Source organism: Campylobacter novaezeelandiae (assembly GCF_004323845.1).
In the GTDB taxonomy this organism is placed as follows: Bacteria; Campylobacterota; Campylobacteria; order Campylobacterales; family Campylobacteraceae; genus Campylobacter_D; species Campylobacter_D novaezeelandiae.
Window position 1 is genome coordinate 1 of record NZ_QPGR01000015.1, and the last position, 21,304, is coordinate 21,304.

Sequence of the window (21,304 nt, forward strand, 5' to 3'; positions counted from 1 at the left end):
AAAAAGAGAAACAATTAATCGTATAGATGATAGTGAGCGTTATGAAGAGATTAGATTACAATCTGGAAAAAATGTTTGGGATACATTTTCAAATTTAGTTAGAGCACCAAATTCAATTTATACAACTAAAGGACTTTTTAGAGATATTGAAATTATCAATGTTTCTATTTTCAATAAAAATGTAGCTACTATCGATTTTATCGCAAAAATAAGCAATCAAAACGGAACAGAAAGTAATTTAAAAAAATATCGTGCTACTTTATTTTTTGATTTTATACCAATGGAGCTTACTTATAATTCAGTTCCAAAAAACCCTACAGGTTTTATTGTAAAGCAATACTCAATTACAGATATTATTGATAATGATACTTTTAATACTGCACGCCAAAATTCAATGCAAGGAACAAAACAATGAAAAAATACTCAAAAATAGTTTTTTTAGCTTTATTTGCTTCAACTTTAGTATTTGCAGATAATGGAATACAAATTCAAGACGTTCCAAGTAATACAGGTGAAAGTATTTTACAAACTAAAGACCAAACTTTAAATAATTATACGCAAACTAATATTAGAATTGATCCTTTAGGGCAACAACCACAAGGACAACAAATTGATACTACAAGTTATTCTAATCCACAATATCAAACTCAAGCTTTTGATGCTTATTCACAAAGTAATGGAGAACAATTAAGCGAAGAACAAATCGCTTTAATGAAAAGTGCAATTAGAAATCAAAATTTAAATGCCTTACAAAGAAGATTTTTTCAAAAAAAATATTCAGGCTATGAAAATACATTAAATCTTAATTATCAAGCTAATAAAACACAAAAAATAAGAACACGTTTTGCAATGGCAACTACTCTTATTTTTGAAACAGATGTTATAAATTATATTTTAGGTGATACTACAGGTTTTAAAGTGGAAGAAATTCCAACTATGCCTAATGCCATTGCTATTAAGCCAATGCTTATAGGAATTGATACTTCTTTAACTGTTTTTACTAAAGATAATAAATTACATACTTTTTATATTTATTCAACTGATTATAAAAATAGCAAAGATCCTTCTTTAGTAATTTACATTCACGATGAAAACTCAAAAAAGCTCATCGAAGAAAAACAAGAAAAATTAGCTAAAGATTATTTGATAATTAAAGAAGGTATAGCAGAAGTTAGAGTTAAAAAAGATGAAATTTATAACCATTATAGTCAAAAAGCAAAAAAAGGTAATGAGTGGCTAATTAGTGAAGAGATTTTTAATGATAAAAAATTTACTTATTTTAAATACGATAAAGACAAAATGCCACAAATTCCAGCTATTTTTGCTGTTATTGATAAGCAAGATAGTCCAGTTGAAACCAGAATTATCGGTAATTATGTTATTGCTGAAACTGTTGCAAAAAAATTCACAATTAAAAGTGGCGATAGTTATGTTTGCGTTGAAAAATTAGAACCTAAAAAAGAAAAGGCTAAAAAATGAAAAAATCATTTTTAAGTCTAAGTCTTATAAGTGTATTATTAAGTAATAATCTTCTAGCTGAAGATATATTTAATAATACACAAGAAGAAAATATATCTAAAAAATCAAATAATAATCAAAAAGAAAATTTGTTAAATGAAGAAGATTTAGATTATCTTTTTAAAAATTCAGATACAAAATTTCCAATTAGTGATTATATCTATAAAGGTGGTTTTAAAGAACCTAATTATAATGAAGATATAAAAATTCATAATGATACTAAAGAAGAGACCAAAAAAGAAGATGATAATGTAACTAAATTAGCAAAAATAGAAGAGAAAAAACAAGAACTCATACAAAAAAATCAACAACTTAAACAAGAGATTAAACAAGATAATATTAGCGCAAATGAAAGAAAAATTAAAAAACTTATTAGAGATAGTATTTTAGCTGATAGAGCTAATACTCAAATCTACTTTCAAGAAAATGCTTCAAAATATGGAGTTGATGGCTTTTCAAATCAAAAAAGCATAGACGTTTCAACAAATGAACACCGTCTTTATAGAATGATAAGAGCAGGAAGATTAATTCCTGCCCTTTTAACAAGTGCAATTTCAAGTGATTTACAAGGCATAGTAACAGCACAAATCGAACAAGATATTTATGCAAATATGGGAAGTGCAGTATTAATTCCAAGAGGCAGTAAAGCTATAGGATTTTATAAAAGCGATAATAAGATCGGACAAAATCGCTTAGAAATTCAATGGAGAGAAATTATCACTCCACAAGGCGTTAATATACTCTTAACTAATGCTATAGCTAGTGATAATATGGGTATGTCAGGAGCAGTTGGAAGTGTCAATAATAAATATCTTGAAAGATATGCAATGCCTTATGCACTCTCTACAATTTCAAATGTTTTATTACTTAGCATAGCTTCTAAAGCAGGAAATAATAGCTATGCTCAAGAAGTATATTCACAAAGCAAAAATGATATATCCACAATAGTAGATGATATTATCCAACAACAAGCCCAAATTAAACCTACAATTGAAATTAAATCAGGAAGTAGAATTTTTATTGTTCCTACTAATCATATGTGGTTTGCAAAACCTAAAAATAATGAAGTATTGATTAAATATTTTCAAGAATAAAAGGAGTAAAAAAATGCAAGAAATTAATAATTATGAAAAAATCAAAAAAGACATTGAAGAAGGAATACAAAAAAGAAAAGAAGAAGATAAAAAAAATAAAAAAATTATCTCTCAAATTAAAGTTATTAGTAATTTAGAAAATAAGATTAAAAAAGAAAAAGAAAAACTTAACAAGCTTGTCGAAAATGAAAATTTAAAACAGATGGAACAAAATAATGAATAATAATACCATTGTTTTAAATAATATATTAAATGTTTTAAAGCCTTATTTAGAAATGGAAGCAAATGAGCTTATTTTTAATAAGCCTTGTGAAATTAAGGTAGATAAAGGCGATATTTGGGAAACAATATACGATGAAAGATTAAATTATAATTTTTTAGAAACATTTTTAATTGAACTTGCTATAAAAAGAAATCAAAGATTTGATGAAAAGCATTGTCATTTATCTTGTGAATTACCTTATCCCTTTTTAAGATATAGAGTTCAAGCTCAACATAAAACAAGTCTTTTTAATTCTGAAATTTGTATTTGCATAAGAATTCCTTCAAAAAGTCGTTTCGCACTTGAAAATTTTGTTTTAAGTGATAAGTGTTTAGAAAAAGGCTGGAGCTATGAAAAAATTAAAGATTTAATACGCAATAAAAAAAATGTTCTTATTTCAGGTGGAACAGGAAGCGGTAAAACTAGCTTTTTAAATTCTTTAATGGGAGAAATTGATCCTAATGAAAGAATTGTAACTATTGAAGACGCTCAAGAGTTATATATTGAAAATGAGAACAAAACACAATTAGCTGTGCCAAAAGAAGAAAGCGAAATATACTCTTATCAAACCGCAATTAATAATGCAATGCGTTTAAGACCAGATAGATTATTTTTAGGTGAAATTGATATTAGAAATACTTTTACTTTTTTAAGGGTTAATAATACAGGACACGCAGGAAATTTAAGCACTTTACACGCTAATAATCCAGAAGATGCTATTAAAGCAATTATTACAAATATTATCTTAGGGGGAGGCTTACAAAATCCAGATAATAAAATGCTTACAGAGTTAATTATAACCGCCATAGATTACATTATACAAATTACTAGAAATAAAAAAACAGGAAAAAGAGATATTACAGACATTTTAGATTTAAAAAATGATTATGCAAAATTATTAATATAAGGAGTAAAAGTGGGGACAATAAGAGTTTATTTAAATGAAAGAGAACAAAAACAATTAAAAAAACTTTCATTAAAAAGAAACGAAAGCCAAAGTGCTGTTATAAGAAAACTTATAAGCATAGAAAAATACGCAAAAACACTTGAAGTATTAGAAAAAAATAATGAAATTAATGTAGAGTATTTATATCACATAGCACAATGTGGTAATAATCTTAATCAAATTGCATATCATTTGAATATAGGAATTGAAAGTCCTTATCAAACAGAAAATCGCTTACCTAAACTTATAAACGAACTAACTCAAATTTTAAATGAACACCAAGAACAAATTAAAAACAAAGCAATAAAAACTAATATCAATAAAAAGATTAAGCGATTAAATAATGAAACGCTACAAGAAAAAGAAATGGCTCAAGGAGAAGAAATATAATGAATGATAAGAAAATAACTCCAGCTAAATGGGTATTAATGTTTATAACTAGCATTATTATGGGAATAATTTTCTATCTAATAATGGTAAAAATAATTTTTAAACCTGATTTTTTAGTAACTCATCAAATTGCATTACAAATTTTACATAATTTAGGAAATCCAGCTTTAAAATTAAAAGCTTATATAGCAGTTTTTGCTTTAATTTTACCTTTTATTGTATGTTTAATTTGGTTTTTTATGCCACAAATAAATTTAAAAGAAGATTACGGTAGTGCTAGATTTGCTAAAGAAAAAGATTTTCAAACAATGAATATTTGCAATGATAGGGGTTTAATTTTAGGTTGCAGTATTAAAAAAGGCATTAAGGGTAATGAAATGGAATACATTAGAGCAAAAATGCCCTTAAGTGCGTTGGTGGTTGCACCACCAGGCACAGGTAAGACTTCAGGTATCATTTTACCTAATTTATTTACAGTGCCTAACTCTACCTTAGCACTTGATATTAAAGGCGAACTTTATGCAAAAAGTGCAGGGTATAGAAAAAAATATTTTAACAATGAAATTTTATTGTTTGAACCTTTTTCAGACAATAATACTTTATTTTTTAATCCTTTTGATAATTCTATTGTTAAAGATATGAATTTCATACAAATGATGAAATTAGCAGATCAAATAGCAGGAACTATTTTTGTGGCAGAAAAGGGAAAAGAAGGTGATCACTGGGTTACAAGTGCTAAAACTCTTTTTACCTTTTTTGCACTTTATAATATGCAAAAACATAAACATACAAGTTTAGGAGATTTAACTCAAGCTCCTAAAAAAGATTATTTTAATGAATTAAACGAACAATTTGGAAAAGAATGTTTAATCGAAGATGAAGATACAGGCGAAGTTACAAGAGACCATAATATAGATACTTTCAAGGTTTTTTTAAAACAAGTTGCTAATGATGAAGAACTTGATGAGATTGTTAGAAATCAAGCAAGAGCCTATCAAACTGCAGCCGAACAAGAGTTTGCAAGTATAAAATCAACTTATGATACCTATATGAAAGTTTTTACTAATCCACAAGTAGCTAATGCAACTTCAAAAATGAATTTTAAATTTGAAGATTTAAGAGAAAAAAGAATTACTATGTATGTGGTAATACAAACTGAAGATATGGATATTTTAGCTCCTTTGGTGCGTATTTTTATTGAAAGCTTATTTAAAAAATTAATGAGTGGAGAAGAAAATTCAAATCCTGATAAATTTATTTATTGTTTGCTTGATGAGTTTGTAAGATTTGGAAAAATGCCTTTCTTGCTTGAAGCACCAGCATTATGTAGATCTTATGGACTAATACCTGTATTTGTTACACAATCTTATGAACAAATTAGAAAATATTATGGTGAAGATGATTTAGGAATTATTAGAGCAAATGCAGGATATCAAACTATTTTTAGAATGAATACAGAAAAGGACGCTAAAGAAATTAGCGATTTAATAGGTGATTTTACTAGAGAAAAAACATCTTCATCAAAAGGAACTTTTGATTTCTTTAAAAGCAATAGCACCGTATCCAAAGAAGGTTATAAATTAGTTACTTCACAAGATATTAAAAATCAATCTAGCGAAGATATTTTAATTTTAGTTACAGGGTTTTTATCAAGACCTATTAAAGCAAAAGTGCCTTATTGGTTTAAAAATCCAAAACTTAAAGGAGCAGATAAAGTTGCTTTAGATAGTGATGATACAACTAATAATACAAACACAGAAGAAGAAAATAATGATGAGATTAATAATGATGATAGCCAAAATGCTAATCAAGAACAAAACTTTACTCAAAAAACTTCAAGCTCTAAACAAATTATTGAACTTGAAGAATTAGGAATAAAAGTGAAAAAAGAATGAAATCAAAGGTTTTAAGCCTTTGATCTAAACTAAGCCTTTTAAAAATAGAAGGTTTAGTTTAGGTTATGGTTTAAGCTATAGCCTAAAATCAAAAAGGAGAACAATAATGGCAAGTATAGAAGATAGCTTAAAAGAAAAAGAGTTGCAAAAAGCAAAAGATATTTTAGCTTTTTGTGAATTAGAAGACGGGGAATATCCAATTAGTGAAGAAGAAGCTAAAGAACTGGAATATCTTAAAACCAATGAAATGGAACAGTCTTCTTTAGAAAATGAGTAAATCATTTTATTTCATTTATGCGTATTGCAAAGCGTATAAATTAAGGACTACATATTAAAAAGGAAAAAATTATGGCAAAGAAAAAAGAAGTAAATGCGGAAATTAAAGAAGTTGCAAACGAGCAAGTAAAAGATAATTCTTATAAAGCGTGGAATGAAAGAACCAACGAAGAAAAAAAAGCGAGTATCAATGAGTATTCTAAAGCAATTATTGCTAAGGCTATCAAAGAGAAAGCTAGTTTTTGGAATAAGAATATGTCTAAACAAGAGCTAGATAATTCTATGCCTTATAATGCGAGTAAAGGTATTGCCTATACAGGACAAACTTCTGCCCTTTTAAGAGCGGTAAGCGAACTTAACGGCTATGATAAACCTAGTTTCTTAACAATGAAACAAGCTAATTTTTTAGGGGGAACACTCAAAAAACAATTAGATGAAAACGGTAAGCCTGTTTTAACTAAAAATGGTAAAGAAGCTTACGAGCAAGGAGTAAAAATCGCTTTGCTTAAAACTGAAAGCTATGTGCCTAAATTAGATGAAAACGGACAAGCCATGATGAGAGCTATAAAAGATAAAGACGGTAATCAAAAAATAGGAAAAGATGGAAAACCTATGTTTGAACCTGTAACGGAAAAGATTTATCATAAAACGCCTATTTTAGAAACTGTTACTCTTTATCACACATCACAATTTGATAATCTTAAAATGGATAAGCTTAAAGAAAGAGATCTAGAAAGCTTAGAAAAATTAAGAGAAGGCATTAAAAAATCAAATTATGATCCAAGACCCAACATTAATAATTTAGGACTAGGGGAAAAAGTAACAAGGGATATTAACAACTTTTTAAACGCAGAGCTTAAAGGACTTGATTATTTTAAAATCCAAGATAAAGAGATTGTAAAAAATCAAACAAAAGAACAAGGACAAAACAAATCTCAAGTTAGAGGAATGTAATTTAAGGGGTTAATTTATCTTTTTGCTTTTATTGTTTCTCAACCCCTAAAAAATTTTTTTTAGGGGAAAATTAAGCCAAAAGTCTTAATTTTTATGAGTTTAAGCGGGGACACCCCGCAACGCCCCAAAGTTTAAAGGAATGTAAATGTTAGGAGTTTTGGCAGAGTTTATTAAATTTTTAGGATTAGAAAATGGAACTAATCATACAAAACAAAGGACAAAAGAAGAAGAAAATGAATTAAAAGAGTTAATCGATTATGAAAATGATATACCTAAATATTACGAAGAAAGCGAAATTATAGATTTAGGAAATCAAAAAATAAAAATTACCAAAAGTATTAAAATAGATCCTTTAGGTAAGGGTAAGGCTATGAAAACAAGTCAAATAAAAGAAGAAAAAATTATTAAATTTTAAGGGTTAAAAATGGAAAAAACTACGATTGATAATAGCTGGTTAGACGCCTTACAAAGCACTATGCAAGACGCCTTAAAACCTTTATTTGAAAATATTTTTAATGGAATACAAGGAGCTTTATATAATGGAGTTGCCTATACTTTTATAGGCATTTGGGTAATGTTTTGGTGTTTAAATTTGCTTAAAAACGGTTATCCTAGCCGAGAAGAGCTTTTTAATGCAGGAAAATGGATTTTAACTTTATGTTTTATATTTGGAATTTTTTATTCTTATGAAGGATATACTGATTTTTTAGGGTGGCTAATGATACCAGCACAATGGTTAAAATCAGCTACTGCTGGACTTATAGGGGGAAATACAGATAGTTTTGGAAATCAAATTACAGGAGCGTTCAATTCTTTAAACGATATAATGGTTCAATTATGGAATACAGGGTGGAAAAAATGGTCTGCTTGGTATAGCCCTGATGTTTTTGCAGCCTTAGCGGTATTTACAGGAATGTTTTGTTTTTGGTGTTTTTATATAGTTACTTTTTTTGTATTAGCAGGTGTAGCTTGTATTATTGTAAGTTCTACTTTTTTTGCTATGATAATTTTAAGTTTAGCTCCTGTTACAATACCATTTTTATTTAGTAAAAAAACTGCACCTTATTTTTATTCTTGGCTTAAAATTTTTATCTCTTATTCTTTATATATTCCTGCAAGTTTTATCATACTTTCAATTTGTATGATACCTATAAATAAAGTGCAAGAATTAGGAAATATACAGCAAGTTTATGAAAATCAATTTGCTAATTTTTTTGTGCCTACTTTAATTTCATTAATTTGTATTTATCTTATCGTAAAAATACCAAATTGGATCAGTCAAATAATGGGAGTTCAAGGTTTAGATGGTGGCGGAACAGGTGGAGCTTTGGATATGGCAAAAAGTGCTGGTATGGCTACTACTTCATTTGGAGCTGGAACTTTAGCAAAAAGAATGGCAGGTGGAAGTATAGGAGAAAGCCTAAAACACGGAATGGCTAATGCCATTCCGGGTTCTCAAAGTCTTAGAAAAATGGCAGGAGATTTAAAAGGACAAAATTATCAATCAAATTTAACTAATGCAATGCAAAGTTTTACAGACACTATGACAGGAGCAACAGCTAAAGCTGGTTAAAAAGGAGAAAAAATGCAAAATACAATTATTATTATAGAAAGCCCTAATAAAAGGGAAAAAATAGAAAAAATTACAGGAGCTAAAGTTTATGCCACTAAAGGACATTTTAAAACCTTAGGTAAAAATTTTTTAAAAGAATATGAAAAATATGAGCCTATTTTTGATTTTTCAAGTGATGAAATCAAAAAAAGAATGAATGCTATTTTTGCAGATTGTAAAGGTAAAGATGTGATTATAGCTACAGACCCTGATCGAGAAGGTTATGGTATAGCTTATTTATTTTATGAAGTGATAAAAAATATTGCTAAAAGTATTAAAAGAGCAGAATTTCACGAAATTACAGAAAGTGGGATTAATAAAGGTTTGAAAAATGCTATAGAGTTTTCAAAAAGCAATTTAAATGATTTTGAAGCATTTAAAGCAAGAATTGTCGGTGATAAAATGGTGGGTTTTATAATGTCGCCTAAATACATTAACAAAATGAATGATAAAAATATTTCTATAGGAAGAGTGCAAACCCCTGCTTTATCTTTAATTGTTGAAAGAGAAAAAGCTATACAGGAATTTTTAAATGATGATAAAAATAAAAAACTAGATTATAAGATTAAAGCAAAATTAGAAAAAGACGGCATAGTTTTTTATGCAAATAATTCTAATCTTTATTCAAGCAAAGAAGAAGCTTTAGAAAAAATAGAAAGTTTAAAAGGTAAAAATGCAAAACTTTATACTATAGAAACAAAAAAAAGCGAAATAAAACCAGCACAGCCCTTTAGAACTTCACAATTTCAAGAAAAAGCTAATAAAATCTTTGGATTTGCTCCTGATAAATCAATGGCATTAGCTCAAAAACTCTTTGAAAAAGGATTAATTACTTATCATAGAACTGATAGCAATGCTTTATCAGTTGAATTTTTAAATGAAGTTGAAAATTTTTTTAAAGAAAAACAATGGTATCAAAAAAGAGAGTATAAAGCAGGGGAACAAAGTCAAGCTGAAGCTCACGAAGCCATAAGAATATCACATTTACATAGCTTTGAAGATATAGAAAAAATTACTAAAGAAGAAAGTCTTAGCGATGATGAAAAACAAGCCTATACCTTAATTTATTTAAACTCAATACAAAGTCAAGCAAAAAATGCTATTAATGAGATTACAAGTTATGATTTTAATATAGGACTTTTAAGTTTTAAGACTAACATTAGCAAATGTATTGATAAAGGTTTTAAAGGGGCTTTTGATTTTAAAGAAGAAGAAGAAAAAGATGAAAAAGATGATACTCAAGAATTAGAACTCAATATAAAAGAAGGTGAAGAAATACAAATTTTAGATTTTGAATTAATTGAAGTTAAAAAACAAGCTCCAAGAAGATATAAAGAAAGCAATTTTATCTCCCTTTTGGAAAAAGAAGGTATAGGGCGACCTAGCACTTATGCAAGTTTTTTAAAAACATTATTAGATAGAGAATATGTAGAATTAGCTATCAAAGGAAAAAATAAAGAAATAGTTGCGACTAAAAAAGGAATATCATTAATTGATTTTTTGAATGAAAATAACGATGAATGGGTTACAAAATCAGAATTTACAAAGCAAATGGAAGAAATTTTAGACACTATTTCAAAAGGAAATTTACAATATATTGATTTTATCAAACCTTTACATCAAAAAATGGAATTTATACACATTGATGATAGCAATCAAATAAAAAAACCTAGCGATAAGCAAATAGCTTTTGCAGAAAAACTTGCTAAGGAAAATAATTTAGAATTACCAAAAGACTATAAAGAAAATATGAAAGTATGTATGGATTTTCTTGAAAAAGCTAAAAAAAATGCTAAACCTTTACCCGCTTCAGCAAAGCAAATAGCTTTTGCAGAAAAACTTGCTAAGGAAAATAATTTAGAATTACCAAAAGACTATAAAGAAAATATGAAAGTATGTTCTTCTTTTATTGACGAAGCAATGAAAAAAGGTAAAAAATAATTTTTTTTAAGATCCTTTTTTACTAAAACAAAAAAGGACTTAAGATAAGTTTTAAAAAGGGAGAAAAAGTTTAGGTTTGTTTTGGTTTTTGGAGTGTGATTATAGTATAAAAATACTATAAAAATACTATAAATTAAATATAAATTAAGTATAAATATACTATAATTATAATACAAAAACAAAGACAAGGGATAAAAATGAGAATTGAATTTAAAAATAAAGATAAGTCTTATTATATAAATGGGGTTAAGATTGATGATGAAGCTTTGCAGTCAGAAAATCTAAGCCATTATCTTATAGATAGAAAGGAGCATTTAGATTTTTTGATTAGTTTGTATGCAGATTTTTCAAGAAGTAATGAGCAACATCGCATAAAAGATTTGCCTCTTATTTTAAAGGATATTGTGAAATTAAGTTGCATTAAAGATAAATATGTTTTTGTTTCAAATAGCACAAATAAAATGATTATAAAAAGTATTAATGCCAGTAAATATGAAGCTATGTTAAGAAAAATTCTAAGTGAAAATAGAATTATCAAAGCAAAAAAAACTAAAACTATTTTAAAAGGAGAATAAAAAATGAACCAAGTTAATTTATGTGGATATTTAGGAAAAGATTTTGAAATGAAAATAACCCCAAGTGGCAGTGCTTTTGCAAAAACAACCTTAGCCGTTTCAGAAAATAGAAGAAATGAAAAAGGCGAATATGAAACTTACACAAGTTGGATACCAATTATTTTGTTCGGGCGTAAAGCAGAAGTTGCTAATCAATATATAAAAAAAGGCGATCGTTTTTTAGGCACAGGAAAAATTGTTACTTCATCATACACCGATCAATACGGCAATCTTCGCTATGGGTGGCAAGTAGTAATTTCTTCTTTTGAATTTATTGAGAAAAAAGCAGAACAAAATCAAAACTGTAAAGTTGCTTCAAATCCAAATCAAATTATACCACCAAAAGAAATAGAAACTATGCAAAGCATAGATGAAAAACAAGTAGAAATGTATATGCAAGAAGATGAGAATTTGCCTTTTTAATAATAAAAAAGTTTGAGTAAGGAAAAAATAAAATGCAAGAAGAAATGACTAAAAGTGAATGTTTATTCTATTTTATAAAAGAAGATATAGATGAGCTTATTAAAGACTATATGAATGAATACTTTACAAGATTAACTATTAAAAAAAACATAACAATTAAAATAGAAAATGAAAAGCATTTTAGCGATTTAAAAAATAAAGAAATAAATAGCTTTAATGAAAAATTGTTTGGAGTTAATGCAAACAATTTCAAAAAAGAAATTTATTCCATAATTATTAATCTATTAAATGATTTGTATGAAAATCATTTAATAATTGATAATGTATATAAGGTTTTTTTAGAAAACAATCTAAATCATATAAGAATAATCAATGAAGAAAAAAAGAGTGTGATTAATATATATTTTACCAAAAATGAAATGAAAAAAGAAATTGAAATAAGCACTGATGGCTTTGGAAAAAATGAATACGATAAGGAGATATTTTATTATGGAATGAATGAAAAAGATTATACAAAAATAGATAAAAGATTTGTGAAATTAGAATTACAAAGATTAGAAATAAATCAAAAAGGAGATTAAAATGACTACAGAAATTACTACAGATGACATCGTTATCGTTATGATTATAGGGTTTTTAACTGCTTATATGCTTTGTATATATTGTATTGTAAAAGTTTTAATTAATAGAGAATTAATTAAAGAACAATCTGAAATATTACAAGAGATTAAATTTAATATAAAAGATTTAGGCGAAAAAATAGAAAAAGATAAAGACAGAAATCAATTTATTTATAGTGATAATGTTAGAGAAAAATTTGCTTCAATGAAAGAAGGAAAAATTACTGATTGTTATATCGAAGTTTCTACAAAAGATCTAAAAAAATTAGATACTTTTATCCATATGAAACGCCCTTTAAATGTAATTTTTTATTGTAAAAACGATGAGCAACATTTCTTATTTGCTGAAGTAGATACAGGAAGAGATTATTACATTAAAGAAGGAGCTAATGTAAAAATTATCCACGATGAATACAATACTATGAAAAAACAAAATATCAAGGAGATTTAAAATGAAACCAGAAGATTATTACAATTTTTTAGAAGAAGCAGATTGCTTAATGAAAAAATATAAAGAAGAGAAAAAAGAACTCACAGAAGAAGTATTTTTAAATTTTTTAAAAGAAACAATAAAAAAATACAATCTTAATAAAAGAAAATATGATTGTTTTAAATTTAAAAATAACTTTCTCTTTGTAACAAAAAACAAGCAATACTACACAATAATAAGCTTTGAAAAAGATAAAGATAGAAAAATAGATTTTTCAGGATATAGCCTTGAAACAAAAGAACAGGGACAAAAATGTTTTGAAGAAGATTTTAAAGAATATGAAAAAGTTGATTTTTTATGAAAAATATAAAATTTGAGAAAAAATTAAAAGAGTTAGAACTTACAAAAAAAGATTTTGTAAAAATCATAGGAATGCCTTATCAAACATTAATGAATTGGAAATCCAAAGGTGAAACACCTAGATGGGTAAATAGTTGGCTTGAAAATTATAAATACAAGCAATTTTATGAGAACATCAAAAAAGAATTTATCAAATATGATAATAAGGATAAAAATGAGTAATTTAATGATGCAACTTGCAATGATGAAAAAGAAAGACTATTTCAATGAGTTTAAAGACAATGATGTTATTAGAGTTATATTTGGATACAAGAACGAAAAGAGATATTATAGCGATGGTTATTTTGAAATGTCGCTTAGAGTGTGGATAGGGAAAGAATATTTTGATAAATTTCTTAATGATCCAAAAGTAGAAAACAATATGGAAGTTGTGAAATTATTTCGAAAAACTCCATTTTTTAAAGAATTAGCAAAACAAACTATCAAGATTGATTTTAAAAATTGGGATTTTATAGTGCCTAGTTTTTTTAAGAAGCATAATATAAAAATAATTCCTTATTTTCAACTAGGCAACAATGAAGATTTAACTCCAAACCAATTTTTTAGCTTTCTACAAGAAATGAAAGTTAAAGAGTTAAGATATATAACTATCATTCTTTATAGCAATTCAATTGAAAATGAATATAAGTTTCTTCACAAACGTTAAGATAAAACTATCTTAAATATTTTGAAAAAATGGAAAAAATAATGAAAGTAAATTATGAAAAATTTCAAACAATGAGTAAAGAAGAATATTCAGAGTTATTAAAGAATTAAATTATAAAGGCAATAGATAATGAAAAAAATACAAAAAGACTTTTTAAAAATATTTTTAATTATTAATTTAATAGGAACATCATTTAATGGTTTTCTTTTTTATTTTGATCTTCCAAATGGTTTAACTTTTTTTATAAAATCTAATTACTATATACAAGGAATTTCAATAATATTATATATTATCTTTTCAATTTTACTTTACAAAATTATTACTACAAAACAAATCATTTCAGAGCAAGAAAAAATTTCATAATCTACTTTTTACTTAATTTTTTAATAAATATAAACTATAAAAATACTATAAATTAAATATAAATTAAGTATAAATATACTATAATTATAATACGAAAACAAAGATAAAGGATAAAAAGTGGAAACTATTCAAAAGATTATTTTTTTTGAAAAATTTTTTAAAGAAAAAGGTTTCAAAATTATTAAAATTAGTAAAAATAAATTTTTTGTTAAAAATTTTTAAGGAGTTAATAATGAAAGAATAAGAACAAAATTTATTTTTAGATAGTTTAAAAATGCTAAAGAACACTATGATGATAATTAAAAAAATATAAGTGCAAACAAAAAAATTAAATTGTTTCTATACAAATAAAAATAATCTCAAATAAAAATCTTTCATTATATATCGTTTTTACAATATAATATAAAAAAACTATAAATAAGATATAAAAAATATATAATTTAAATATAAGTTAATAATAAATTAAATATAATTATAAGAGAAGATATTAAAGGCTAAAAAATGAAAATTTTATCTGTATGTAATGAAAAAGGCGGTTGTGGAAAAACTACAATTCTTGCAAATTTAGCTATAGCTTTATATCAAGAAGGGGCAAAAAATTTAGTTATAGACGCAGATCCGCAAAAATCTTTAGGAACTTTTGTTTCAATTAGAAACCAAGAAGGACATTTAAAAAAATTCGATTATATTATTAAACAAGGAGAAGCTTATTTTGATTGCCTTCTTAATTTAAAACAAAATAATAAAGAAAATTATAAATATATTCTTTCAGATACGGGCGGTAGAGATAGTAAAGAAATGCGATTTGCTTTAGCCTTAAGCGATATTGTTATCATTCCAATTATACCAAGTCAATATGATGTCAGCGTTTTTGATAGGGTAATAGAAGTTGTAAAAATGGCTAAAGTTAAAAATCCAAATTTACAAGTATTTATTTTAATCAATCTAGCCTCTACAAATCCTTTTTTAAGTAAAAAAATAGATGAGTTAAGAGAATATATTAAATCGGTAGAACAAGATTATATTAAATTGCTTGATTTTGTTATTTTTCAAAGAGAAAAATATAAAATTTTTACTCAAATGGGTTTAGGAGTAACTGAAGATGAAAAAAAGGATAAAGCTTATTTAGAAATTAACAATCTTTGTGAATTTATTAAAAAGATAAAATAGGGAGATAAAATGAAATTTAAAAAAGCTAATATAAACGAAAATACTATACAAGATATAAAAGAATTTGCTAATAATGCAAGTGGAGAAAATTTAAAACAAGAAGATAAAAAAACTGTAACTAAAAAAAGAAAAGAAGAAAGTAAAAAAAATAAATTTCCTTATAAAATATTTTTAGGAGATGAATTAAAAAATAGAATTCAAAAAGAATTTATAGGAATAGGAAGCGGTAGTGAATTTCTAAGAAAAATTATTTTAGAGAAAAACTCTTATTTTGAAGATAAAGATATTATAGAAATATATAATCTTATACAAAAAGAAGGTAAAGGTCTTAGCCCTAAATCTTTTATTAGAAAAAAACTCGGACTAGAAGCAACTATAGAAAAATTTGACTATGATAAAAAAAATCAAAAAAATTCAATTACAACTTGGATTAATAGCGAAGATAAAGAAAAAATAAAAGAAAATACAGCATTAAGCCACTCTACTATGATAGCTTATGGTCATGCTAAAATTTTATTTTATTTAGAAACCAAAAATCTATTTAGTTTTGAAGAACAAATGAAATTAATAAAAGAAGCTAAAGATTACAATCTTGATTTTAAAGAATTTTTAATTCTCAAAATCAAAGGTTAATTAAACTAACAAGATCAGTTAAAAGTTAATACTGTCTCCCTTTTAACAGGGGGGGGGGGGTTAGTATTTTCACTTTTCATTTTTCTACCCCATCTTTTACCTAGATTAAGCATTTTTTCTTTTCTTTCTTCTGGAATATCATACGTAAAAGTAAATGTTGTAACTTGACCACCACGCCCTTGTTTAGTTTTATCTTTTTCTTTTATATATTCTAAATTTTTAAAATAGTTATTATCTTTAAAAAGTTTTATCGAAGGAAAAATAATTCTTTTTTCTATTTTTTCTATATCATAACTTGCTGGAATATCAAGTAAAATATTAAATTTTTCAAAAGGAATTATAAATTCACCTGTGCTTTGCCATTGAGAAAGATACCTATAAAGATTTTTTGTATATTTATTTGAAATTTTACAAAAAGTCTTTAAATCAACTATTGTATATTCTTTTACAACATTTACAATTAAATTTAGCCATTTTTCTTTAATTTTAAAAATAATATTCTCTTCCTTTTCATTTACGGTAATTTCATCAAAAAATGATGAAACCGAATAAATTCTATATCCTTCATTATCTAAAAAATAATTTGAAGTTTTTAAATTATTTAACTTTACAGCAAAAGCTACTACATTTTCATAAAATCTTTTTTTATTTTTTTCTTGAGGTAAAAAATCTCTAAGTTGTTCAAATGAAAGAGAAATAGGAATTATATTCTTTGTGGATTTTATATTTTTACTTGCGTAATAGCAAATAGTAAAAAATAAATTATAATCTACAGATTTAAAATTCTTGAATGTAAAACAATTTAAATCATTGTGATATATAAGACTATCACTTCTTTTTTCTTTAATTTTTCTCATTAATTTCCTTTGTTTTCGTCTTATATACGATTTTAACAGAAATAAACTTACTTTTTTCTTTGAAAATATAAAAAAACTATAAATAAGATATAAAAAATATAGCAATTATTAATATTTTGAAAGAAATTTAATATCCAATATATTTTACCGACATTTTGCGGAAATTACTTATCCTAAATAAAGCCTATAAATAGGCTTTATAATAGATTTTTTTATAAAAAAATATTAATAATTTAAGTAAAGTTTTATATTTATATAAATGCTTTTAAATGTCTATTTTACCATTATTTTAAGTGTTTATTAAGTCGCAAAATGTCGGTAAAATAGCAAAATGTCGGTAAAATGTTTAAATAATAAATAAGAACTATTTTACCATTATTTTAAGTGTTTATTAAGTCGCAAAATGTCGGTAAAATGTTTAAATATTTAATTTTAAATTTATCTTTAAAAGTACTTTAAACACTTAAAAATACTTATTTTAAGCGTTGATTAAATAGCAAAATGTCGGTAAAATAGCAAAATGTCGGTAAAATGTTTAAATATTTTATATTTATATAAATGCTTTTAAATGTCTATTTTACCATTATTTTAAGTGTTTATTAAGTCGCAAAATGTCGGTAAAAGTTTAGCAAAATGTCGGTAAAATATAGCTCAAAAACCTTATTTTAAGGCATTTTGAAAGCACCCTAAAAATTTAAAAAATATTAAAATTTAAAAGGGGAAGAGTTTTTTCATTGATATTTTTTATTATAAATTTTATATAGAAATTTTAAATTTAAATTTTGTTTTAAATTTTTTTAAAATTTATAATTTTAAATATTTTTTAAATGAAAAGTTAAATTTTTAATTTTAAGCTTAAAATGTTTTTTTATATTTTATTTTGATAAAGATTTTTATTTTTATAATAAAGCTAGTTCTGTTTAAAAAATAAAAATATAGAAAGTAAAATTTTTATTTTTTATTTTTTATTTTGTTAGTTAAAAAAAGCTTCTAGAATTGATTTTTTTTATTTAGTCTTTATGATTAATCATTTTTAGTCTTTTTTTGATTTAAGAGTTATTTTTGTTTGTTTATGAGTTTATTTTATTTTTTAATTAAAAAAGAGTTATTTTTTGAAAAAATATTAAAAAGATATATTTAGTTTTAAAATCTTTATTTTAGGGTTTTTCTGTTTTTTATAAGCCACCAATTTAATTTTAATTTTAATGAAATAGTGGCGGTTTTCTTAATTTAGGTTTTAATCCTTATTTTTATAATTGTGTTTAATTTAAAAATAAAAATATAAAGGATATAGAATGGAAGACATTAAAGAAGAACAAACTCCAAAGAGTATTTTATCACAATGGCAAGAGCAATTTGATATTGAAAAAGAAAAAAAAGAAGAGTTAAATTTAGAAAAAAGTAGTGAAGAATTAGAAAAGGAATTAGAAGAAATTAATAAACTTAATTTTCAAGAAGATTTAGAAAATCAAGAAGAGTTAAAAGCTAAATTAGAAAAAGAATTAAAATTAGAAGATTTGCCACAAGAAGCAAAACAAACTTTAGAAATTCTAGAAGAAAAAGAAAAACTTGACAATGATATGCGTAATTTTATTGAATTAACTACAGAATATGAAACTCCTAACGAAAAAAGGGCTTTTATTGAAAATAACCTTAAAGAAATAAAGGATAATCCAGAACTTAATGAAAGTTTATCAATTTTAAAAGAACAAGAGCAATTACAAAAAGAAATCGATAATACTAAAGAAGAAATGGCAAAAGAAGAAAAAGAATTAAAAGATCAGTTAGAAAATAATGAGAAAAAAGGCTTAAGTCAAGAAGAATATGATGAGAAATTTGCAGAAATGGAAAAAGAACACGCTCAAAAACTTAAGGAAATGGAAGAAAAAATGGAAAAGTTAGAGCAAAATTTTGAAAATTCTATCGAAAATCTTCTTAACTCAAAAAGCCTTAGTGCTATTTTAAAATCATTGTATGAAATGGATAAAAGCTTAAATTTGATTTTAAAAGAAAAAGAAAATAATTTTGATGAACTTAATCGCCAAAGAGAAGAAAAATTGAATTTAGCTATGCAAACAGAAAAAACTAGAGAAGTGGTAATAGATTTTATTAAAGAGCTTCATCAAAAAACTAAAAGTGTTGAAAATGGTATCAATGATATGAATAAAGAACGCAATTTTTATTATGAGCTTGATAAACTCACAAAAAATCCAGAAAAAATGGATTTAAAAGAAACTCAAAAATTACAAGAATATATTAATTATATTGATAAAGAAACTCCAAATTTTAAAGAAAATTATCCTAAAAAATACAAACAAACTAAAAAATTAATTGAAAATAATATTAAAAAAACAATGGATAAGGCTAAAGTTAAAACACCAGAAAGTAAAGGAATTTCATTATGAAAATAAATAAATTATTTTTATCTTTATTTTTTTCAACTTCATTGTTTTCATCAGGTATTCCAGTAATTGATGCAGCCAGTATAGCACAAGCCGTTACTAATTATAAGCAAATGATAACCCAATATCAACAAATGATCAAAGATACAGCTAATTTTGAAAAGCAAATGAAAGAGTTTGGAGTAGATATGTCTTCTATAAGTGAAATTTTAGGTGATACAAAATCATTAATTAGTCAAACTCAAAGTTTATATGATAATATTAAAGCTATTCCAGATGATTTTTATGGAGAAATTGAAGATATTACTAGAGCTTGTAACTTTATGGAAAAAGAAAGTTCTTTTTTTCAAATTAAAATTAAAAAAGCAGAAACAAAATATATAGATAAGGTTAATACTTGTATTTCAGCCATAAGCGATACAACAGAAGTGGATAAATCTATACAACAACTTAATCAAAAGCTTTTAACTTTAACCAAAAATGATACTAAAACTTATAATGAAACTCTAATACAAATTCAAAATTTAGAAAATGCAAAGCAATATTTATCATCTAAAGCAAATCAAGATAAAATAAATAAAATGTTATCTTTTTATGATAATTATCAAAAAAATGAAAGTAATAATCCTTATACTAAGGTAAAAATGGATAAAGATTTAAAGGAGCTTTCTAAACAATTATTAAAAGCTAATAATCAAAAACAGGCTCAAGCATTAACAAATGCTATTTTAATTAAAATTCTTGAAATGACCCAAAGACAATATGAACTTAATATTTATTTTTCTCAAGCAGTAGCAAGTTTAGGAATAAATGGTGGCAATACTCAAATAAACAAAAGTCCAAGTTTTGATTTAACTTACGAAGAGCCACAAGATCCTAAAGAATATAATCCTTATTTAAAGGATATTCAACAACAACCAAAAGATGAAAACGGCTTTCCTATTTTCACTTTTTAAGACTATAAAAAAACTATAAATTAAATATAAATTAATTATAAATATACTATAATTATAATATAAAAAGGAGAAAAAATGAAAAAAAGAATTTTAGGTGCTATTTTAGTTTTTTATACAACTAATGTTTTGGCTATATCTATACCAAATATGCAAAGTTTTACAGGAGATAAAAGATTAGCTTGTGAAGCTATTTTGTGTCTAGCCTCACCAGTTTTACCAGCTGAATGTAGTTCCGCTATTGCTAAATATTTTTCAATACACTTTAAAAAGCCGTGGAAAACTTTAGAAGCAAGAAAATCTTTTTTAAATCTTTGTCCTTTAGGAAGTTCAGAAGCTATTTTAAGCGATGATAAAGATTTAGAAGATTGGAGAAATAGTTTGGTCAATTTAACAGGAACTTGCTATGTTCCAGATCTAAATAAAAGATATCAAAGAACTATTTTAAGCACAGAAACTATACAAAAATGTAATGGTCATGGAGAAGGTTGTTCTACTGTAACAATTAATCATTATGGCTATAGAATTAATCCAACTTTAGATAATAATTGTAAAATTCTTTCATCGCATAAATATTCTAATTATAATTTAAAATATGTTTGTTCCACAAAATTTTATCCAGAAGAAGATTGGAATAATGGCTATGAAAAAAAAGAAATTACACAAGAACAATATAATTCTTTAAAAGATGAAGATAAATTTAAAGCAGATAAATTAACAAAAATTACTTATGCTGAATATAAGAATTTACCCGCAGACAAAAGAAAAATAGATACAAGCGATAGAATAATTAAATATTATAGAATAGATTTAGGTTTCTATCAAAAAATTCATATTAATAAAAATTGCTGGATAAATGAAGATAAAAAATAATTTTGGTAAAAT

At 25.0% G+C, this 21,304-nt stretch carries 26 protein-coding genes; 25 read left to right on the plus strand and 1 reads right to left on the minus strand.

What is annotated here, in order from left to right; genetic code table 11:
• The 22 genes from DU473_RS06895 to DU473_RS06995 form a co-directional block, all read left to right on the plus strand.
• The coding region (locus DU473_RS06895; protein WP_131186828.1) for a VirB8 family type IV secretion system protein at positions 1-415 on the plus strand (415 nt) is incomplete at its 5' end.
• Positions 412-1,479, plus strand: coding sequence for a TrbG/VirB9 family P-type conjugative transfer protein (locus DU473_RS06900; protein ID WP_131186829.1), 1,068 nt, complete (start codon positions 412-414; stop codon positions 1,477-1,479). The genes DU473_RS06895 and DU473_RS06900, both read left to right, overlap by 4 nt.
• Positions 1,476-2,612 (plus strand): DNA type IV secretion system protein ComB10, encoded by a 1,137-nt coding sequence (locus DU473_RS06905; protein ID WP_131186830.1) that lies wholly within the window; start codon positions 1,476-1,478, stop codon positions 2,610-2,612. The genes DU473_RS06900 and DU473_RS06905 overlap by 4 nt, the downstream gene beginning before the upstream one ends.
• A gap of 13 nt (positions 2,613-2,625) precedes the next feature.
• A complete protein-coding gene (locus tag DU473_RS06910) occupies positions 2,626-2,835 on the plus strand; it encodes a hypothetical protein (protein ID WP_131186831.1) in 210 nt (69 codons plus the stop codon).
• A complete protein-coding gene (locus tag DU473_RS06915; protein WP_131186832.1) occupies positions 2,828-3,781 on the plus strand; it encodes a CpaF/VirB11 family protein in 954 nt (317 codons plus the stop codon). The genes DU473_RS06910 and DU473_RS06915 overlap by 8 nt, the downstream gene beginning before the upstream one ends.
• A 9-nt stretch (positions 3,782-3,790) precedes the next feature.
• Positions 3,791-4,210 carry a hypothetical protein gene (locus tag DU473_RS06920; RefSeq protein WP_131186833.1) on the plus strand — a complete coding sequence of 140 codons (420 nt, stop codon included), beginning with the start codon at positions 3,791-3,793 and terminating at the stop codon, positions 4,208-4,210.
• Positions 4,210-6,105: a type IV secretory system conjugative DNA transfer family protein gene (locus DU473_RS06925; protein WP_131186834.1), complete on the plus strand. Its 1,896-nt coding sequence runs from the start codon at positions 4,210-4,212 to the stop codon at positions 6,103-6,105. The genes DU473_RS06920 and DU473_RS06925 overlap by 1 nt, the downstream gene beginning before the upstream one ends.
• Positions 6,106-6,211: 106 nt before the next feature.
• Entirely contained in the window at positions 6,212-6,382 is a 171-nt protein-coding gene (locus DU473_RS08275) for a hypothetical protein (RefSeq protein WP_166683084.1), read from the plus strand.
• A 71-nt stretch (positions 6,383-6,453) separates the two neighbouring features.
• The gene (locus DU473_RS06930) at positions 6,454-7,335 is read left to right on the plus strand and encodes an ArdC-like ssDNA-binding domain-containing protein (protein WP_131186835.1); all 882 of its coding nucleotides are present in this window, start codon (positions 6,454-6,456) and stop codon (positions 7,333-7,335) included.
• Positions 7,336-7,480: 145 nt separating this feature from the next.
• Positions 7,481-7,750, plus strand: coding sequence for a hypothetical protein (locus DU473_RS06935; protein WP_131186836.1), 270 nt, complete (start codon positions 7,481-7,483; stop codon positions 7,748-7,750).
• Between the two features lie 9 nt (positions 7,751-7,759).
• Positions 7,760-8,908: a TrbL/VirB6 family protein gene (locus tag DU473_RS06940; protein WP_131186837.1), complete on the plus strand. Its 1,149-nt coding sequence runs from the start codon at positions 7,760-7,762 to the stop codon at positions 8,906-8,908.
• Between the two features lie 12 nt (positions 8,909-8,920).
• Positions 8,921-10,888: a type IA DNA topoisomerase gene (locus tag DU473_RS06945; protein WP_131186838.1), complete on the plus strand. Its 1,968-nt coding sequence runs from the start codon at positions 8,921-8,923 to the stop codon at positions 10,886-10,888.
• 197 nt (positions 10,889-11,085) lie between these two features.
• A complete protein-coding gene (locus DU473_RS06950) occupies positions 11,086-11,463 on the plus strand; it encodes a hypothetical protein (RefSeq protein ID WP_131186839.1) in 378 nt (125 codons plus the stop codon).
• 3 nt (positions 11,464-11,466) lie between these two features.
• The gene (locus DU473_RS06955; protein WP_131186840.1) at positions 11,467-11,925 is read left to right on the plus strand and encodes a single-stranded DNA-binding protein; all 459 of its coding nucleotides are present in this window, start codon (positions 11,467-11,469) and stop codon (positions 11,923-11,925) included.
• Positions 11,926-11,957: 32 nt separating this feature from the next.
• Positions 11,958-12,506, plus strand: a complete 549-nt coding sequence (locus DU473_RS06960; RefSeq protein WP_131186841.1) for a hypothetical protein — start codon at positions 11,958-11,960, stop codon at positions 12,504-12,506.
• A gap of 1 nt (position 12,507) precedes the next feature.
• Positions 12,508-12,996: a hypothetical protein gene (locus DU473_RS06965; protein ID WP_262868221.1), complete on the plus strand. Its 489-nt coding sequence runs from the start codon at positions 12,508-12,510 to the stop codon at positions 12,994-12,996.
• A 1-nt stretch (position 12,997) separates the two neighbouring features.
• A complete protein-coding gene (locus DU473_RS06970; protein ID WP_131186842.1) occupies positions 12,998-13,336 on the plus strand; it encodes a hypothetical protein in 339 nt (112 codons plus the stop codon).
• Positions 13,333-13,557, plus strand: coding sequence for a hypothetical protein (locus DU473_RS06975; RefSeq protein WP_131186843.1), 225 nt, complete (start codon positions 13,333-13,335; stop codon positions 13,555-13,557). Before DU473_RS06970 ends, DU473_RS06975 begins: the two co-directional genes overlap by 4 nt.
• Positions 13,550-14,041 (plus strand): hypothetical protein, encoded by a 492-nt coding sequence (locus DU473_RS06980; RefSeq protein ID WP_131186844.1) that lies wholly within the window; start codon positions 13,550-13,552, stop codon positions 14,039-14,041. The genes DU473_RS06975 and DU473_RS06980 overlap by 8 nt, the downstream gene beginning before the upstream one ends.
• A gap of 129 nt (positions 14,042-14,170) precedes the next feature.
• Positions 14,171-14,404 (plus strand): hypothetical protein, encoded by a 234-nt coding sequence (locus DU473_RS06985; RefSeq protein WP_131186845.1) that lies wholly within the window; start codon positions 14,171-14,173, stop codon positions 14,402-14,404.
• Positions 14,405-14,905: 501 nt separating this feature from the next.
• On the plus strand, positions 14,906-15,574 hold the full coding sequence (locus DU473_RS06990; protein ID WP_131186846.1) for an AAA family ATPase: 669 nt from the start codon (positions 14,906-14,908) through the stop codon (positions 15,572-15,574).
• A 9-nt stretch (positions 15,575-15,583) separates the two neighbouring features.
• Positions 15,584-16,207, plus strand: a complete 624-nt coding sequence (locus DU473_RS06995; RefSeq protein WP_131186847.1) for a hypothetical protein — start codon at positions 15,584-15,586, stop codon at positions 16,205-16,207.
• Positions 16,208-16,221: 14 nt separating this feature from the next.
• On the opposite strand, the gene DU473_RS07000 is transcribed toward DU473_RS06995, so the two are convergent.
• Complete coding sequence (locus DU473_RS07000) at positions 16,222-17,064, minus strand: replication initiation protein (protein ID WP_131186848.1); 843 nt, start codon at positions 17,062-17,064, stop codon at positions 16,222-16,224.
• Between the two features lie 1,295 nt (positions 17,065-18,359).
• On the opposite strand from DU473_RS07000, the gene DU473_RS07005 reads away from it, so the two are divergent.
• The 3 genes from DU473_RS07005 to DU473_RS07015 all read left to right on the plus strand — a co-directional run bounded on the left by DU473_RS07005 (position 18,360) and on the right by DU473_RS07015 (position 21,292).
• Positions 18,360-19,469, plus strand: coding sequence for a hypothetical protein (locus tag DU473_RS07005; protein WP_131186849.1), 1,110 nt, complete (start codon positions 18,360-18,362; stop codon positions 19,467-19,469).
• Positions 19,466-20,422 (plus strand): type IV secretion system protein, encoded by a 957-nt coding sequence (locus DU473_RS07010; protein ID WP_131186850.1) that lies wholly within the window; start codon positions 19,466-19,468, stop codon positions 20,420-20,422. The genes DU473_RS07005 and DU473_RS07010 overlap by 4 nt, the downstream gene beginning before the upstream one ends.
• A 75-nt stretch (positions 20,423-20,497) precedes the next feature.
• A complete protein-coding gene (locus tag DU473_RS07015; RefSeq protein WP_131186851.1) occupies positions 20,498-21,292 on the plus strand; it encodes a TrbM/KikA/MpfK family conjugal transfer protein in 795 nt (264 codons plus the stop codon).
• Positions 21,293-21,304 lie beyond the last annotated feature (12 nt).

What these genes read in the sequence shown, in the direction of transcription:
- DU473_RS08275 (WP_166683084.1), top strand. Translation starts at nt 6,212, where the DNA reads ATGGCAAGTATAGAAGATAGCTTAAAAGAAAAAGAGTTGCAAAAAGCA.
- DU473_RS06975 (WP_131186843.1), top strand. Translation starts at nt 13,333, where the DNA reads ATGAAAAATATAAAATTTGAGAAAAAATTAAAAGAGTTAGAACTTACA.
- DU473_RS06915 (WP_131186832.1), top strand. Translation starts at nt 2,828, where the DNA reads ATGAATAATAATACCATTGTTTTAAATAATATATTAAATGTTTTAAAG.
- DU473_RS06935 (WP_131186836.1), top strand. Translation starts at nt 7,481, where the DNA reads ATGTTAGGAGTTTTGGCAGAGTTTATTAAATTTTTAGGATTAGAAAAT.
- DU473_RS07010 (WP_131186850.1), top strand. Translation starts at nt 19,466, where the DNA reads ATGAAAATAAATAAATTATTTTTATCTTTATTTTTTTCAACTTCATTG.
- DU473_RS06980 (WP_131186844.1), top strand. Translation starts at nt 13,550, where the DNA reads ATGAGTAATTTAATGATGCAACTTGCAATGATGAAAAAGAAAGACTAT.
- DU473_RS06905 (WP_131186830.1), top strand. Translation starts at nt 1,476, where the DNA reads ATGAAAAAATCATTTTTAAGTCTAAGTCTTATAAGTGTATTATTAAGT.
- DU473_RS06985 (WP_131186845.1), top strand. Translation starts at nt 14,171, where the DNA reads ATGAAAAAAATACAAAAAGACTTTTTAAAAATATTTTTAATTATTAAT.
- DU473_RS06995 (WP_131186847.1), top strand. Translation starts at nt 15,584, where the DNA reads ATGAAATTTAAAAAAGCTAATATAAACGAAAATACTATACAAGATATA.
- DU473_RS06900 (WP_131186829.1), top strand. Translation starts at nt 412, where the DNA reads ATGAAAAAATACTCAAAAATAGTTTTTTTAGCTTTATTTGCTTCAACT.
- DU473_RS06955 (WP_131186840.1), top strand. Translation starts at nt 11,467, where the DNA reads ATGAACCAAGTTAATTTATGTGGATATTTAGGAAAAGATTTTGAAATG.
- DU473_RS07000 (WP_131186848.1), bottom strand. Translation starts at nt 17,064, where the DNA reads ATGAGAAAAATTAAAGAAAAAAGAAGTGATAGTCTTATATATCACAAT.
- DU473_RS06925 (WP_131186834.1), top strand. Translation starts at nt 4,210, where the DNA reads ATGAATGATAAGAAAATAACTCCAGCTAAATGGGTATTAATGTTTATA.
- DU473_RS06990 (WP_131186846.1), top strand. Translation starts at nt 14,906, where the DNA reads ATGAAAATTTTATCTGTATGTAATGAAAAAGGCGGTTGTGGAAAAACT.
- DU473_RS06940 (WP_131186837.1), top strand. Translation starts at nt 7,760, where the DNA reads ATGGAAAAAACTACGATTGATAATAGCTGGTTAGACGCCTTACAAAGC.
- DU473_RS06945 (WP_131186838.1), top strand. Translation starts at nt 8,921, where the DNA reads ATGCAAAATACAATTATTATTATAGAAAGCCCTAATAAAAGGGAAAAA.
- DU473_RS06970 (WP_131186842.1), top strand. Translation starts at nt 12,998, where the DNA reads ATGAAACCAGAAGATTATTACAATTTTTTAGAAGAAGCAGATTGCTTA.
- DU473_RS06910 (WP_131186831.1), top strand. Translation starts at nt 2,626, where the DNA reads ATGCAAGAAATTAATAATTATGAAAAAATCAAAAAAGACATTGAAGAA.
- DU473_RS07005 (WP_131186849.1), top strand. Translation starts at nt 18,360, where the DNA reads ATGGAAGACATTAAAGAAGAACAAACTCCAAAGAGTATTTTATCACAA.
- DU473_RS06960 (WP_131186841.1), top strand. Translation starts at nt 11,958, where the DNA reads ATGCAAGAAGAAATGACTAAAAGTGAATGTTTATTCTATTTTATAAAA.
- DU473_RS07015 (WP_131186851.1), top strand. Translation starts at nt 20,498, where the DNA reads ATGAAAAAAAGAATTTTAGGTGCTATTTTAGTTTTTTATACAACTAAT.
- DU473_RS06950 (WP_131186839.1), top strand. Translation starts at nt 11,086, where the DNA reads ATGAGAATTGAATTTAAAAATAAAGATAAGTCTTATTATATAAATGGG.
- DU473_RS06930 (WP_131186835.1), top strand. Translation starts at nt 6,454, where the DNA reads ATGGCAAAGAAAAAAGAAGTAAATGCGGAAATTAAAGAAGTTGCAAAC.
- DU473_RS06965 (WP_262868221.1), top strand. Translation starts at nt 12,508, where the DNA reads ATGACTACAGAAATTACTACAGATGACATCGTTATCGTTATGATTATA.